The following is a 15,624-nucleotide window of genomic DNA, read 5'->3' as shown; positions in this document are numbered from 1 at the left end:
AAAGAAATGGCACAAAGAACGATTTATTGCGGATTAGTTTCCGAACAACAATTAGAACAAACAGTTACATTAAAAGGATGGGTACAAAAAAGACGAGACCTTGGGGGAGTAATCTTTATCGATCTACGTGATCGCGAAGGAATCGTTCAAATCGTCTTCAATCCTGAAATCAACAAAGAAGCATGGGAAATCGCAGATAAATGCCGCAGTGAATACGTGATCGAAGTAACTGGGGTAGTCAGAAGACGCGGTGAAAATGCAGTAAATCCTAAAATGGCCACTGGTGAATTTGAAGTGATTGCAAGTGAAATCGTGATTTTGAATCAAGCAAAAACACCGCCATTTCAAATTGAAGATGATCAAGCAATCAGTGACGAAATACGTTTGAAATATCGTTATTTGGATCTGCGACGTCCCAAAATGACTAAAAACATCAAATTGAGAAATGCGACAACAAAAGCGATTCGTCATTATTTAGACGATAATGACTTTCTAGATATTGAAACACCTTACCTAGGAAAATCTACACCAGAAGGCGCAAGAGACTACTTAGTTCCTTCACGTGTCCATGCTGGACATTTCTATGCGTTGCCGCAATCTCCTCAACTGTTCAAACAATTGCTGATGAATGCTGGGTTCGACCGTTATTATCAAATCGTTCGTTGTTTCCGTGACGAAGATTTACGTGGAGATCGTCAGCCTGAATTTACGCAAGTAGATATTGAAACAACGTTCCTAACAGCAGAAGAAATCCAAACCTACACAGAGGGATTGATTGCGAAGGTAATGAAAGAAGTTCGCGGCATCGAAGTCGCATTGCCATTTCCCCGTATGACCTATGATGAAGCAATGGCTCGCTACGGCAGCGACAAACCGGATACACGTTTTGAAATGGAATTGATCGATCTAAGCGAAACAGTCAAAGAAGTAGAATTCAAAGTCTTCCAAATGGCTCTTGAAAACGGCGGAGTCGTGAAAGCATTGAATGCGAAGGGCGCTGCAGATCGCTACTCACGAAAAGATATGGATCAGTTAGGACAATATGTAGGGCAATTCGGAGCTAAGGGACTTGCATGGCTGAAAGTGGAAGAAGACGGTCTGAAAGGCCCGATTGCTAAATTCATGGGAGAAGCAACAGAAGCAATCATCAAAGCAACAGATGCAGAACCAGGTGACTTGCTGATGTTTGGCGCAGATAAAAGTGAAATCGTCGCTGCTGCATTAGGGGCTATCCGAACACGTTTAGGAAAAGAATTAGGACTAATCGATGAATCCAAATTCAATTTTTTATGGGTAACTGATTGGCCTCAATTTGAATTTTCAGAAGAAGAAGGTCGATATGTCTCTGCTCACCATCCATTCACGATGCCAAAAGCAGAAGATATCCCATTACTGGCTGAAGACCCTGCAAAAGTCTATGCAGAAGCTTATGATATCGTCTTGAACGGTTATGAACTAGGTGGAGGTTCTATCCGGATCCATACTCGGGAACTTCAAGAAAAAGTGTTGAAAACTTTAGGCTTTACAAAAGAACAAATGGAAGAACAATTTGGTTTCTTGCTAACAGCTTTAGATTACGGATTCCCTCCACATGGCGGCATTGCATTAGGATTGGATCGTTTTGCAATGTTATTAGCAGGGGAAGACAATATTCGTGAAGTCATTGCCTTTCCTAAAAACGGAAAAGCAGCCGATGTGATGAGTGATGCACCAAGTATGGTTTCACCTTTACAATTGTTCGAATTGAATATTGATGTAACCAATATAGAAGAATAGCCGATAAAAAGGCAAAAAGGATTTGTCGAATCTGCTTCTTTTGGCAACCTTGATTTAATTGAAAAACACTTTATAATGAAGCCATAACATATAAAGCGGGGCTTTTCCATGAAAAAAACATTCGAAAATTGGGCTTACCATGATTACACGACCAAACTTTCGGTATCAATCGTTTATGCGTTGATCGCATCTGTCGCATTGAATTTCTTTTATCAACCAGGACATATTTATTCAAGTGGTATTACTGGCCTGGCTCAGATTTTGACGACTTTGTCAAAATCACTGATAGGGTTCGAGGTGCCGGTATCAACCACTTTGTATTTACTGAATATACCTTTGTTCGTCTTGGCGTGGTTCAAAATCGGGAAGAAGTTTACAATTTTCACTTTTATCACAGTCACTTTGACCTCCCTTTGTATCCATATTTTACCGGAAACAGTCTTATCTACCGATCCAATCATTTGTGCGTTGTTTGGTGGGGCTGTGATGGGACTAGGGATTGGGTTAGCGTTGAGAAATGGCCTATCATCGGGTGGTCTAGATATCGTGAGTATCACGATTCGTAAAAAAACAGGAAAGTCGATTGGTTCTATCTCGATCTACTTCAATGCATTGATCGTTTTTGTTGCTGGGATTCTATTTGGCTGGCAATATATGTTTTACAGTACGTTGTCTATTTTCGTCAGTGGAAAAGTAACTGATGTCGTTTATACTAAACAAAAGAAAATGCAGGTAATGATCGTAACGAAACATCCAGAAAAAGTAGTGAATGAAATCCAAAACTGTATGCGTAGAGGAATCACGATCATCAATGAAGCAGAAGGTGCTTATAAACATGATAAGCAGACAGTATTGATGACGATCGTTACACGTTACGAACTGCCTCTACTCAGAGAAGCGATGAAAGCTTCTGATCCGCAAGCTTTTGTAAGTATCGCGGAAAATGTCCAGATACTTGGGCGTTTCTACGAGGATGGCATTTAGATCGAGTTTGACAAAAATTCATGAAATACTACTGTAGACAGACATTCGTTTGTCTGCAGTTTTTTTCTACCAAAGGACGGATCAGCAAATAGAAACTACTTTTTTATTTGAAATTTTCTTAAAGTTGAAAAAAAGCATGTTTATTTTTTAAAATTTATGGGATGATAGAAAAAAATAGTAGAGAAAGGACACGATTCTACTTGCTATTTTCACTTAATACCCGTATATTACGAATGAAAAAAGTTTATGAAAAGTTGGAATATTGAATGGAAAAACAAAAAAGGTTAAAAAACAGCCGCTACATCACTGGGTTTGATGGGCTCCGTTCATTAGCTGTGGTTGGTGTTATATTCTATCACCTTCTGCCAACTAGTATGAAAGGCGGCTATTTGGGCGTTCCGATTTTTTTCGTCGTATCTGGTTATCTGATCACGGATCTGCTAAGGCAGGAATGGGAACAAAATGGAAAAATCAATATTTGGCAATTTTATGTCAGAAGAATGAAGAGACTCTATCCGGCACTCGTTTTTATGCTTGTTACAGCTTCGGCTTATATCACCTTGTTCCAGCGAGGATTGTTGAATAATCTTCGAGGAGTTGTCGTCAGCAGCTTACTGTATGTCAACAATTGGTGGCAAATCAATAACGGTTTATCTTATTTCGACCGATTTGCTAATGAATCACCGTTTACACATATCTGGTCTTTAGCGGTAGAAGGTCAAAACTATTTGGTTTGGCCAATCTTGTTTGTATTGTTGATGGTATTTGTTCGTAAAAGAAAATGGATCTTTTATACCGTGTTAGGTACATCTTTCCTCTCTGCGATCTTGATGATGATTTTGTATACACCAGGGGGCGATCCAACCCGTGTTTATTATGGAACGGACACCCGGCTGTTTTCTATATGGTTGGGAAGTGCGCTCGCTTTTGTTTGGCCAAGTACTCGTTTGAAGAAAAACATCCCGAAACAAGCAAAAAGTATCCTGAATATCGCTGGAGGAATCTCACTGCTGGCACTGATTCTTTGCTTCTTCTTTTTAGATGATCATTACAATTTCATCTATTATGGAGGGATGCTCCTAGTGAGTCTGTTATGCGTAGTACTAGTTGCAGTGACAGCACATCCTGGAGCAAGCTTGAATCGTTGGCTGACAAATCCAGTATTTACTTGGATTGGCAAACGAAGCTACGGGATTTATCTGTATCAGTTTCCAGTTATGATTTTTTATGAAGCAAAAGTGACTGATATTGCTGATCATGTTCTGTTCCATACTTTAGTGGAAATTACATTGATTTTAATCATCAGTGAACTTTCTTATCGATATGTGGAACGTCCGCTAGCACGTTTTGACTATGGTCGTACATTCCAAGTGATGAAAGGATGGTTCAGCAAACCGATCATCAGTAAGAGCAAACCATGGGTCGTTCCAGGCACATTACTTGTAGCAATTGCATTCGTTGGTTTCGTTACGGCACCGAAAAATGCTGTAACGGCCGATCAAAAACAATTGCAGGCAAAGATCGCTGAAAGTAAAAAATTAGCAGAAGAAACCAGAAACAATTCAGAAAATACCACTAGTTCAGTTGACCAAGCGATTCTTGATAAGTACGAGTTGTCTAAGGCCCAAGGAAACAAGGCACAAAAATTAGAGCTAACGGCATTTGGTGATTCAGTTATGCTAGATGCTGCAACTGATCTACAAGAGCTTTATCCAAAAGTAGTGGTAGATGGCGATGTGGGGCGACAATTATACGCCAGTGTACCGTATATTGAAAAATTAAAGGAACAAGATTTATTGAAAGACACTGTTCTAATTGGATTAGGAACGAATGGCTCATTCTCTGAAGCTCAGTTTGATAGCGTGATGGATGCAATCGGTGATCGAAAAGTATACTGGGTCAATGTCCGAGTACCGACGAAACGTTGGCAAAATGACGTGAATGCGATGCTTGAACAGATGACGAAAAAATACGACAATATGACGCTGATTGATTGGTATAGCTACAGTAATGACCATAGTGACTGGTTTTATGATGATCAAGTCCATCCAAATCCTGAAGGGATGACACATTACATTCACTTAGTCAGTGAAGCCTTGCTAGGAGGAAGTTCAAGTACGAACAGCAGCGAGACAAACGTATCAGAATAATAGCTACAAAAAACTTCAGGCAAAAACAGTTGTTTTTGCCTGAAGTTTTTTTATCGTGTTTTTAACAGTTATCTATTTTCAGGAAGCAAAACGGTTGAGTGTGTCTTCAAATAATGTTCTTTTTGTTTTCGGGTGAGTTTTTTGAATGCAGCTTCTGCTTTTGTTGCTTCGCTTCTTGAAGAAAATACTTCTGCATGGATCATCTTAACAGGTCTTCTTTTTTGATGACGTGTATATTTAGCGCCAGTACCATTGTTATGTTCCCCTAGTCTCCTAGAAAGGTCTGTTGTGTACCCACCGTAAAATGTCTGATCTTTACAGAATAATACGTAAAAATAATGTTTATTTGCCATAGAGCATCTCACGAATCTCTGCTGTGTATTCCCCGTCTGCATCGTAAGTGATCAATGGCGGAGCGACTTTGAATCCATCTAATTTACCATCTTTGATTCCTTCAACTAACAAAATATTTGCCTCTTTTCCAGCTTTTGGGTAAACAAATTGGATCCGTTTAGGTGCAATCCGATGATTTTGCATAATTTGGATGATCTCTAAGAATCGTTCAGGTCGATGGACCATAGCGAAACGCCCATTTGTTTTTAGTAACTTACTTGAATTGTCGATCACTTCTTCTAATGTTGTATGGATTTCATGACGGGCGATTGCTAGGTGTTTATTAGGGTTCGTTTTATTTGTTGGCAGCCCTTTGAAATAAGGTGGATTGCAGACGACTAAGTCACAAGAATTATGCCGAACGACGGATAAGCTGTCTTTCAGATCGATGGTGTGGACTGTCATCTGTTCATCTAGATGGTTCAGCGCGATGCTGCGTCTTGCCATGTCTGCTAGGCGAGGCTGAAGTTCGATAGCATCAATAGCTGCTTGAGTTCGTTTGCTTAAAAACAGGCCAACTGCACCATTACCTGCGCAAAGGTCAACAATCTGTCCTTTTTTAGGCACACGAGAGAAATGAGCAAGTAGCACAGCATCTAAAGAAAAAGAAAATACTTGGGAACTTTGGATAATTTTGATATCTTCTGCGTATAATTGGTCGATTCGTTCGTCTTCGTGAAGCATGGATTCCCTCCAAAATGAAAAAAATAGTCGTTTGTATTATACTATTTTTATTAAAAAGAACCAAGGTGGCTTGTCAAACCTCTGTTTTTTATGCATACTATGACCATAAGAAGGGAAAGGAAGAGACTATGTTTTATCGATTTATGCGAGGGGTAGTTCGAGTACTATTAGCTTTAGTCAATGGAAATGCCCGTTATGAGAATAAAGAAGTATTACCGCAAGATGAGAATTACATACTAGTTGCCCCCCATCGTACTTGGTGGGACCCATTATATCTAGCGGTAGCTGCAGCACCGAAGGAATTCAGCTTTATGGCAAAAGAAGAACTGTTCAAAAATCCGGTTCTGCGATTTATATTAACTCGATCCAATGCTTTTCCAGTTAAAAGAGAGAATCCAGGACCAAGTGTCATTAAAACACCTGTAAAGATTTTAAAATCGACAAATTTGAGTTTAATCATGTTCCCCAGTGGGACAAGGCATGCTACAGAACTTAAAGGCGGGATGGCGTTGATTTCCAGAATGTCTAAAGCGAAAATCGTGCCAGCCGTATACCAAGGTCCACTGACACTTGGGGATTTGTTCAAGCGTAAGAGAGTGACAGTGCGTTTCGGTGAACCAATCGACCTATCAGATATCAAGAAAACGGATAAAGAAGGAATGGCGGAGATCGAACGACGAACACAAGCGGCTTTTGATAAATTGGACAAAGAAGTGAACCCAGATTTCAAATATGAAATCAAAAAAAAATAAAGTGATAAGTTTAGGAGTGGGCGGTCTTTTTGAATCTCCTGTTCTGTTCAGACTTTTCGATGAAAAACGAGGGAGAGACGTCAAGTCTGCCCTCTTTTTGCTTTCCAACGTGCAAAATAGAAGACGGGTGTCATGTAATGGATCAAAGTGTTATAATGATTAGAAGGACATTTTTTGGGGTGATTGGATGCGTTTTTTACATACAGCCGATTGGCATATCGGAAAAAAACTACAAGGTTATGACTTGATTGAAGACCAACGTCATGTATTATCTTCTATACTGAATATCGCGAAAGAAGAAAAAGTAGAGGCAATCGTGATTGCAGGAGACTTATATGATAGGAGTGTGCCGGCTGTCGATGCCGTAGCATTATACAATGAATTGATGGTTGATTGGAATTTAAAGGAAAGAATCCCAATTTTTGCTATATCAGGAAATCACGATAGCAGTACGCGACTTTCAGCTGGTACGCCATGGTTCAGTTATTCAAACTATTTTTTGCGAACGCAGCTAGCAGAAGCTTTCGAACCAGTCGAGTTTAACAACATACAATTTTTCTTTCTTCCTTACTTTGAACCAATTGCAGCCAGATTATATTTTGAAGATGACAGTATCCGCACGATCCAGCAAGCGGTAGCAAAAGTGATAGATAAAATGGAAGAGCTGTTCGATTCAGGGAAAAAACACGTATTGATTAGCCATTTTTTTGTAATGGGAAGTGTAAAATCTGATTCGGAAACGAAAATCGAAGTAGGGGGTCTGGATTCGATCCCAGGCGAACTGCTTGCACCGTTTGATTATGTAGCACTAGGACATTTGCATAATCAAGCTGCTTTAAGGCAAGATAATGCTCGCTACAGTGGCTCGCCGTTGAAATTTTCTCTATCTGAGATCAACCAGAAAAAAGGCGTATGGATCGTTGATCTGGCAACAGACCTAGAGTTGAATTTTAGGGAGATCGAACCACTGCATGATATTGAAGAAATAACAGCAAGTTTTAAAGAATTGTTGGATCCTGCCTTCTATCAGTCCGTCAATCGGGAGAATTATATCCATATCTATCTCACGGACAGAACGATCATCCCGAATATGATGAACCAGCTTCGGCAAATATATCCACGTATTTTGGGGATTGAACGGGCAAACGGCCGAGCAGAACAAACAAAGCGCAAACGAAAAGTACTAGAAATGAAAGATCCTCAAAAATTAGCAGAAGCATTTTTTAGTGAAATGACGGAAGAACAGCTAACGGCAAACCAAGAAAAATGGCTCGGAGAAACGTTGCAAGAAATCATGGAAATGGAATGATCAAGAATGAAACCGAAAAAATTAAAACTTAAAAATTTTGGTCCTTTTATCAATGAGACCGTTGATTTTTCACGATTGACAGAAGCACCGCTTTTTTTGATCAGCGGGAAGACTGGAGCAGGAAAAACGACGATTTTTGATGGGATCACTTTCGCACTTTTTGGTGAAACTTCCGGAAGACTTCGTTCTGGAAAAGAGATGCGTTCCTTGTTTGCTACACCAGAAGAAGAAACAAGCGTGACTTTTTCTTTTGAACATCAGCAGATGAACTATGAAATCGAACGAAAACCAGAACAAGTTTTAGCGAAACGAAAAGGAAACGGAACAAAAAAACAGGCAGCTAAAGTAACGTTGACCATTTTTGATGGGAAAGGAAAAGAAATAAAACAAATCACAAAACGTACAGAAGCAGACCAGTTGATCAGAGAACTGATGAATCTCGATGCGAAACAGTTTTCCCAAATCGTTTTACTGCCCCAAGGAGAATTCCGTAATTTTTTGGTTTCATCAAGCAGTGAGAAAGAGACTGTTTTACGTCATTTGTTCGGTACTCAGCTTTTCCAACAGTTTAATGAGCGATTAAAGGAAAAAGCAAAGCAACAGCAACAAAAACTAGATCATTTAGAGCAAGAACTTCATCTTTTGCAAAAAAGATTTGTTTTAGTCAAAGAAGAGGAAGCAGCAGCAGGGTTTGAAGCCGTTCTTTCCCAATGGACAAACCATCAGGCCATACTAGAAAAACAAATCACTGAAGAAAAAGAAGTTTTAGCAGACTATCAGGAGAAACAGAAACAATTAGAAAATTCCTACTATCGTTTTGAAACCTTGAAAAAAAGCTATGAAGAAAAAGCGACATTACTAAATAAGCAAAAGAAATTAGCCGCTCAAAAAGACGAAATAGAGGAAAAGAAACGATGGATTGGGTATTATGAATTTACACAACGCTTAATTGAACCAATCCAGCACCTGAAAGAAATAAAAGCTGAAAAAATAGAACTGTCACAAAAAAGCAGTGAACAAACAAAGAAACTAGCGATGACTACGCAGCATTATGAAGAGTGGCAAAAAAATGAAACAGACCGCATACATCGGCAAACAAAAATCAAAGAAGCTGCTCAACAATTGCAAAACAAACAGATGATGGTACCGATTGTCGAAGCCTTGCGTAGTAAAAAACAAGAAGCAGAACAATTAAAACATTCATTAGATAAAGAAGAAACGAACGCCGAAAAGCTACATCAAAAACAGGCTATTTATCAGGAAAGAACTCGAATTCTTCAAGAAATCTTATTGGATCAGGAAAAACTGCAGGAAGATCGTCTTGCTTTTGGACAGTTAAAACATCTAGATGAAAAACAGCAGGAAATAGAACAACAAAAAACAAAAAGTATCGAATCACTCGAACAGATAAGAGAAGAGCTCAAAAAAGCAGCCGAAGAAACAACAAAAAATAATCAGCGATTGAAACAACAGATAGAACAAGCAGAACAGCTGAAAAGCCAATGGGCAAAGCAGCAAATTGCTCGTCTTCAGCTTTTTTTGCGTCCGGGGGAACCATGTCTGGTTTGTGGGTCGACAGAACATCCCGTACAACAATCAAAACATGAACAGCCAAATAAAGAAGATATCTTGAAAGTAGAGCAACAACTGGCAGAAGCTGAGTCAGCTGTAGAAAGAACCCAGCAAATCATTGCCAAAAATGAAGCATATGAAAATAATCTTCAACAGCAATTATCTGATTTAGAACAAAAAATCATGGAAACGAATATACAACTAGCTGGACAAGAAAAACACTTACAACAGGCTTTGCAACAGGCATTTCCTGCGATAACAGAACAAAAAACAACAATTGCTCTTACAGTAATCGAACAATCTTTAGATAAACGAAAAAGCAAGATAGCCAATGCAAGAGCAGAGCTGGAAGAAATAAGCCAACAAGTAGAAAAGCTTGAGCAGCAATTAGCTGACTACAAGCAGCAACAGACAGCAAAAAATAATCAGCTTCAACAACTGCAAGGCGAAATCAAAAGTTTAGAAAAACAATTACAAGATACGGATAGCAACTGTTTAGAAGAAGAGATACGACAACTTGAAAAACAGTTAGAAGAAGACTCAAACCAACTCGCTGCTGAGCAGAAAGCAGGAATGCAATTGTTGCAAGATCTGCATATGCTTCGGACACAACTTGATCTTCAACAGGAACAAATAGAAATAATAGATGAAAAAATAGAAAAAGAACAGCAAAGAATAGCTGAAAAGCTGGAAAGCCAATCGTATTTTTCAACAACTGAGGAAGTCTGTGCATTCGCACAACAGCAAGCACAATACGAAGAGAACCAGCGCATAATCACTACTTATCATGAAGCACAATTAGTGACAGCTGACCGACTACGTCAATTAGAAAATATCCAGCTGACGGAGATAGTTCCAGATACAAAAGAGATCAGCCAGCAATTGGAAGAGATAAGAGAGATGATCGAAACAAAGCAAGAAAAGATATACAGTTTACAAGAACAAAAAATCAATAACCAGAAAATCTACGATGAATGTCTTTCGATTTATCACACAAGCCAGACGCAATTAGATGAACTTACGCAATTACAGCAGCTTTCGCAAACATTCAACGGAGAAAATCCTAAGAAGACTAGTTTAGAACGGTATGTGCTTCAAGTTTATCTACAAGAAGTGTTACAAGTAGCAAATGATCATCTCCAACGTTTAACGAAAAATCGTTATCAGTTTGAACTAGCGGATACGATCGGCAGTTATCGAGGGAAAACCGGATTAGAAATCAATATCTATGATGATCAGGCAGGCATGTCTCGAAGCGCGCATACGCTGTCTGGCGGTGAAAGTTTTATTGCAGCACTTTCTTTAGCATTAGCCCTTGCGGATGTGATTCAGACACAAGCTGGTGGGGTAGCAATCGATGCATTGTTTATTGATGAAGGTTTTGGGTCATTAGATGAAGAAGCTTTGGAAATGGCGATGGAAGCTTTAGAAACGATTGAAAGTGAAGGAAGAATGATCGGGATCATTAGCCATGTAAGAGAATTGAAAGAACGAGTATTACAGCAAATAAGAATTGATACAGAAGGTAGCGGACAAAGCAAAATACGCTATCAACTTGGATAAAAAGGGAGATTGGTAACTATGAAATGGAGTATTCCGGAAAAAGTCATTGCACGTGGGCGTCAATACTTGCAAGAAGGCCGAGTGTTATCGGTTGTCCCTGACCAAGAAGAAAACGTGTGGCATGCAGAAGTCTTGGGCAGTGAATTGTATATGGTTGATTTGGATGGGACAGCAAAAGAGATAGATTACTGCCAATGTCCATATTGGGAGGAACATAAATATTGTAAGCATACAGTTGCTGTGGAACTTTACTTACGGTCGAAAAATCTATCTCGTATCATGAAAAAAGACCAGCCGATGTTAGAACCGGTAAAAACAACAAGTGAAGGAGAAATCATTGCAAAAGGTTTTTCTCGTCTAAAAATACAAAAAAATCCTCAAGCGGTGCAACCCTTGATTATTGAATACCAAGTAGAAACGATTGAGACAAATCAGTATCATCCAGAGCTTTCTATTTTGGCGCTTTACTTACGTATCGGTTCTTTGGCATCGCCGAAAAAAACATATATCGTAAAAAACATCTATGATTTTTTACAGGCTTACACAGAAAAAGAAACCTACACAGTCAATAAGCAGTATCAGTTTCGTCTAGATAAACGGGCTTTTCAAAAAGAAGATCAAAAAATACTCGCTCATCTTGCAGGAAGTGCCCAAACGCATCAATTATTAGGCACGAATGGCTTGCAAGTCAAAGGGAAACTAGACAAAAGATACCTGCTTCTCCCAGTAGAACAAGCCCGCTTCCTGCTAGAACAGATGAATCAGACGACACGTTTGCATCTGCAGATAAATGAACAAAACGATCAAGGAATCCAATTTTCCGATCAAAACAAGCCTTTATCATTCAAAGTGGAAAAACAGGGAGAAGACTATTTATTGCAAGCATTGAATGATTTTGATTTTTTCTTTATGCATTATCAGTGGGGGCTTATCCAGGGAGTATTCTATTCTCTAACGAAGCATCAACAAACAGTTTATCAAACTTGGAAACAATTGATTCGCCGATTGGAGAAACCAGAAGTAGTATTCAAGAAAAAAGAACTACCGGCCTTGTTTAAAGAAATCATTCCTCTTCTTTCGGAGATCGGAGACGTAGTGGTTGCCTCTGAAGTAGAAAAGGAAGTAGCAGATATTCCAGTCGAATTTATTTTCTTTTTTCGAAAAGCCAAAGGAAAAATCCAAGCTCGAGTCGATTTCGTCTATGGCGAAGTCATCTATTCGACCGATCCAAAACATGAGGTCTCGGCCAATCAGGACTTTCAGGTGCTGCGTGACAGAGCTGAAGAAAAACGAGTCCTTGATTTATTCAGGATGTATCGCTACCAGAAAAATGAAACTGGCTATGAGCGTCCATTGCCAAGCGGGGAGGAACTATATGCCTTTTTCCGTACAGAACTATCTGTCTTTCGTCAGTTTGGTGAAGTCAGACTTGGCAGAAAGTTGCGGGAGTTGTATTTAGATGCACATAAACATCAACCGCAAATCGAAGTAACCGAGACTGGTTCATGGCTTGATATTCGGTTCGACGTATCGGGGATAGAAGAGCAAGAGATTGATCATGTACTGCAAAGCTTGTTGCGAAATGATGCTTTTTATACATTGGAAAATGGACAGGTTCTTTCTTTTGATTCAGAGGAATTCCAACAAACAAGTCAAGTATTGCAACAATTACGGGAGTCAATACGTTCAGAAGAAGGGACGATCCATGTACCTAAGAATCAAGGACTGATCATTCAAAATCAATTGGAAAAAAGCAATGCTACTTTTAGCGAATCGTTTCAAACGATGGTCCAAGATCTCATTCATCCAGAAGGGTATCAGGCGCAACTTCCCAAAGGATTGAATGCAAAGATGAGAGAGTATCAGAAGCAAGGGTTCCGGTGGTTGAAGATGTTAGGCCATTATCAGTTTGGCGGTATCTTAGCCGATGAAATGGGACTTGGGAAAACACTGCAGACGATTGCCTTTTTACTTTCGGAAAAAGAAGAACGGGAAAGCTTTTCTGCTTTGATCGTAGCGCCGGCCAGCTTAATCTACAACTGGCAGGCAGAGGTAAAAAAATTCGCTCCTTCTTTGAGTATCCAAGTAATCAATGGGAATAAAAAAGAACGGGAAGAATTGCTGGCTAAAGACACAGATATTCGAGTGACCTCTTATGCCAGTTTGAGACAGGATTTAGCTGATTACCAATCACAAAAAATTGATTATTTGATCCTTGATGAGGCGCAAATGGTCAAAAATAGTAGTACGAAAACTGCTCAAGCATTGAGAGAATTAGCTGTGCCTCAGCGATTTGCATTAAGTGGGACACCAATCGAGAATAATTTAGAAGAATTGTGGTCATTATTTGCAACAATCATGCCAGGATTTTTCCCAACCAAAACAAAATTCAGAGAACTTGCCGCAGAAGAAATTGCGCAAATGATCCGACCGTTCATTTTACGGCGAGATAAACAAACTGTGTTGAAAGACTTACCAGAAAAAACAGAAATGAATCTATATTCTGCACTGACAGAAGAACAAAAGACCGTTTATTTAGCTTACTTGCGTCAAATGCGTGAAGAAATCTCGTCAATGGATTCTGAAGCATTCAAGAAAAACCGGATCGGGATACTAGCAGGTCTGACAAGGTTGCGTCAAATTTGTTGCGATCCTCGTCTGTTTATTGAAGATTACCAAGGCGGTTCTGGCAAACTCGAACAAGTAAAAGATCTATTAGTCGCTGCCAAAGAGAACAAACGCAGAGTTCTGCTGTTTTCTCAATTTACAGGTATGCTTACTATCTTACAAGAAGAGTTAGCCGAGCTGGGGATCTCAACATTTTATTTAAGAGGCAGTACAAAACCGCAAGATCGATTAAGTATGGTAGATGCATTTAATGCAGGCGAAAAAGATGTTTTCCTGATTTCTTTAAAAGCCGGGGGAACGGGACTGAATTTGACAGGAGCAGATACGGTCATCTTGTATGACCTTTGGTGGAACCCTGCAATTGAAGAACAAGCTGCTGGTCGTGCGCATCGAATCGGACAGAAAAATGTGGTAGAAGTGTGGCGTATGATTTCTGAAGGAACGATTGAAGAACGAATGGATTCGCTCCAACAAGAAAAACGCGAACTGTTCCAAAAAGTGATCCAAGGAAATGAAGAACAGCTGACAAAACTGACTGAAGAAGATATCCGCATGATCTTAAGTGTAGGAGAGATTGAGAAGTAAGAGATTCGAAACAATCGTTCAGTAATGGATAAGAAGATTTTTCGAAAAAAGCAGGTGTTTAGTTGATTTAAGAAATAGCAAGGAAGTTGGGTTTCTGTTTTATCCCGATTTCCTTGCTATTATTTTTTGTTTTTATTTATAGGCGTTAAGCAAAGATTGTCTTCATTGTTTCTAACAGCTGATCAAAAGAAGAAATTTCGATATCGCAAATAGGGGTCTGGTCGATTTTGCGTTCTCGATGGTTGAACCAAAGTGCTTGCCAGTCGGCACTTTTTGCACCTAAAACATCATTGTCATAATTGTCGCCAACATATAGAGTCTCTCCTGGAAGCATATGAAATTCTTTCTCAGCAAGCTGAAAAATCTCTTTTTCTGGCTTTTGGAAACCTGTTGCTTGAGAAACCAACATGTTGTGGGAAGGAATCCAATTGTTCAATTGAAGTTGTTTTAATTTTTTTGTCTGATGGTCAGTCGGTCCATTTGTGATAATTCCTAATGGGACATTTTTTTCCTTCAAGAAGTCAAGTGTTTTTTTGACCTCCTCATGCAAACAGATATTATCAAGTTCTTCCTCGTAAATTTTTTGAAATAGGAGACCTTCTTCTTCTGTGATGTGAGGGTAGTCTAAATCTTTTAGTGATTGGCTGATTCGATGTGCTCGCATATATTCTAGCGTCCACTCTCCTGCCATTACTTTTGGAAAGTTTTCATCACTATGATGACGGAATCGGATATATAGTGGATGCATATCTTCATCTGAAACAAGCGGCACGACTCTTTTTACCGCATTTCGAAATGGCTGCTGCTGATCATACATTGTATCATCAACATCAAACACAACTGATTTAATCAAAATTTTACACGCCTTTCGGTTTTCATTGATTTTTTCACAAATCCTTGACTATTGTAACAGAAAAAATCATCTAAAAAAGCTGATAAATAAAGGTTTTTCTTACTATATTTCTGTTTCCTTGACAGAATAAGGTTTTTAGATTTCAGTTTTTTTCACTAAAAATCATGAAACACGTCAATAGGTTTGATGAACAAATTAATCATTATTGTGTAACTCGGTTGGTTTATTTTAATGCAATCTCTGAGGAATTTTCGAAAGGTTTATTTTTTTAATACAGTCTCAGTATAACTATTCAAACATAAAATAACGTTATTTAGTTTATTTGTTTATAGTAAATTTTATCTAGTAATCATTGCTTTAAAATATTGCGCTTAT

10 protein-coding genes are annotated in these 15,624 nt (G+C 39.0%); 7 read left to right on the top strand and 3 right to left on the bottom strand.

Features of this window, described 5'->3' with window-relative positions:
• Positions 1-6 precede the first annotated feature (6 nt).
• The 3 genes from aspS (at position 7) to HMPREF2988_RS05565 (ending at position 4,910) form a co-directional block, all read left to right on the top strand.
• Positions 7-1,776: an aspartate--tRNA ligase gene (gene aspS, locus HMPREF2988_RS05575; RefSeq protein ID WP_002315647.1), complete on the top strand. Its 1,770-nt coding sequence runs from the start codon at positions 7-9 to the stop codon at positions 1,774-1,776.
• Positions 1,777-1,884: 108 nt separating this feature from the next.
• Positions 1,885-2,760 carry a YitT family protein gene (locus tag HMPREF2988_RS05570; RefSeq protein ID WP_002291388.1) on the top strand — a complete coding sequence of 292 codons (876 nt, stop codon included), beginning with the start codon at positions 1,885-1,887 and terminating at the stop codon, positions 2,758-2,760.
• Positions 2,761-3,026: 266 nt separating this feature from the next.
• Positions 3,027-4,910 carry an acyltransferase family protein gene (locus tag HMPREF2988_RS05565; protein ID WP_002314148.1) on the top strand — a complete coding sequence of 628 codons (1,884 nt, stop codon included), beginning with the start codon at positions 3,027-3,029 and terminating at the stop codon, positions 4,908-4,910.
• Between the two features lie 68 nt (positions 4,911-4,978).
• Here HMPREF2988_RS05565 and HMPREF2988_RS05560 read toward each other — a convergent pair whose 3' ends face one another.
• Together HMPREF2988_RS05560 and HMPREF2988_RS05555 are read right to left on the bottom strand one after the other, a co-directional pair.
• Positions 4,979-5,263 (bottom strand): GIY-YIG nuclease family protein, encoded by a 285-nt coding sequence (locus HMPREF2988_RS05560; RefSeq protein WP_070770148.1) that lies wholly within the window; start codon positions 5,261-5,263, stop codon positions 4,979-4,981.
• A complete protein-coding gene (locus HMPREF2988_RS05555) occupies positions 5,253-5,987 on the bottom strand; it encodes a tRNA1(Val) (adenine(37)-N6)-methyltransferase (protein WP_002328908.1) in 735 nt (244 codons plus the stop codon). The genes HMPREF2988_RS05560 and HMPREF2988_RS05555 overlap by 11 nt, the downstream gene beginning before the upstream one ends.
• Positions 5,988-6,115: 128 nt before the next feature.
• Between HMPREF2988_RS05555 and HMPREF2988_RS05550 the strand changes: the two genes are divergently transcribed.
• The 4 genes from HMPREF2988_RS05550 to HMPREF2988_RS05535 all read left to right on the top strand — a co-directional run bounded on the left by HMPREF2988_RS05550 (position 6,116) and on the right by HMPREF2988_RS05535 (position 14,396).
• Positions 6,116-6,739, top strand: a complete 624-nt coding sequence (locus HMPREF2988_RS05550; protein ID WP_002309961.1) for a lysophospholipid acyltransferase family protein — start codon at positions 6,116-6,118, stop codon at positions 6,737-6,739.
• A gap of 187 nt (positions 6,740-6,926) precedes the next feature.
• Complete coding sequence (locus HMPREF2988_RS05545) at positions 6,927-8,048, top strand: exonuclease SbcCD subunit D (RefSeq protein WP_002315649.1); 1,122 nt, start codon at positions 6,927-6,929, stop codon at positions 8,046-8,048.
• Between the two features lie 6 nt (positions 8,049-8,054).
• Positions 8,055-11,183 carry an AAA family ATPase gene (locus HMPREF2988_RS05540; protein WP_070770147.1) on the top strand — a complete coding sequence of 1,043 codons (3,129 nt, stop codon included), beginning with the start codon at positions 8,055-8,057 and terminating at the stop codon, positions 11,181-11,183.
• A gap of 18 nt (positions 11,184-11,201) precedes the next feature.
• The gene (locus HMPREF2988_RS05535) at positions 11,202-14,396 is read left to right on the top strand and encodes a DEAD/DEAH box helicase (protein WP_024635137.1); all 3,195 of its coding nucleotides are present in this window, start codon (positions 11,202-11,204) and stop codon (positions 14,394-14,396) included.
• Between the two features lie 145 nt (positions 14,397-14,541).
• Here HMPREF2988_RS05535 and HMPREF2988_RS05530 read toward each other — a convergent pair whose 3' ends face one another.
• Complete coding sequence (locus HMPREF2988_RS05530) at positions 14,542-15,249, bottom strand: HAD family hydrolase (protein WP_002309968.1); 708 nt, start codon at positions 15,247-15,249, stop codon at positions 14,542-14,544.
• Between the last annotated feature and the right edge of the window lie 375 nt (positions 15,250-15,624).

Origin of the sequence: Enterococcus sp. HMSC061C05 (assembly GCF_001814765.1) — a bacterium.
Classification (GTDB): Bacteria; Bacillota; Bacilli; order Lactobacillales; family Enterococcaceae; genus Enterococcus_B; species Enterococcus_B lactis.
The sequence above is the reverse complement of the archived record's forward strand: the minus strand, read 5'-3'. Positions and strand labels throughout refer to the sequence as shown.

What these genes read in the sequence shown, in the direction of transcription:
- aspS (WP_002315647.1), top strand. Translation starts at nt 7, where the DNA reads ATGGCACAAAGAACGATTTATTGCGGATTAGTTTCCGAACAACAATTA.
- HMPREF2988_RS05570 (WP_002291388.1), top strand. Translation starts at nt 1,885, where the DNA reads ATGAAAAAAACATTCGAAAATTGGGCTTACCATGATTACACGACCAAA.
- HMPREF2988_RS05565 (WP_002314148.1), top strand. Translation starts at nt 3,027, where the DNA reads ATGGAAAAACAAAAAAGGTTAAAAAACAGCCGCTACATCACTGGGTTT.
- HMPREF2988_RS05560 (WP_070770148.1), bottom strand. Translation starts at nt 5,263, where the DNA reads ATGGCAAATAAACATTATTTTTACGTATTATTCTGTAAAGATCAGACA.
- HMPREF2988_RS05555 (WP_002328908.1), bottom strand. Translation starts at nt 5,987, where the DNA reads ATGCTTCACGAAGACGAACGAATCGACCAATTATACGCAGAAGATATC.
- HMPREF2988_RS05550 (WP_002309961.1), top strand. Translation starts at nt 6,116, where the DNA reads ATGTTTTATCGATTTATGCGAGGGGTAGTTCGAGTACTATTAGCTTTA.
- HMPREF2988_RS05545 (WP_002315649.1), top strand. Translation starts at nt 6,927, where the DNA reads ATGCGTTTTTTACATACAGCCGATTGGCATATCGGAAAAAAACTACAA.
- HMPREF2988_RS05540 (WP_070770147.1), top strand. Translation starts at nt 8,055, where the DNA reads ATGAAACCGAAAAAATTAAAACTTAAAAATTTTGGTCCTTTTATCAAT.
- HMPREF2988_RS05535 (WP_024635137.1), top strand. Translation starts at nt 11,202, where the DNA reads ATGAAATGGAGTATTCCGGAAAAAGTCATTGCACGTGGGCGTCAATAC.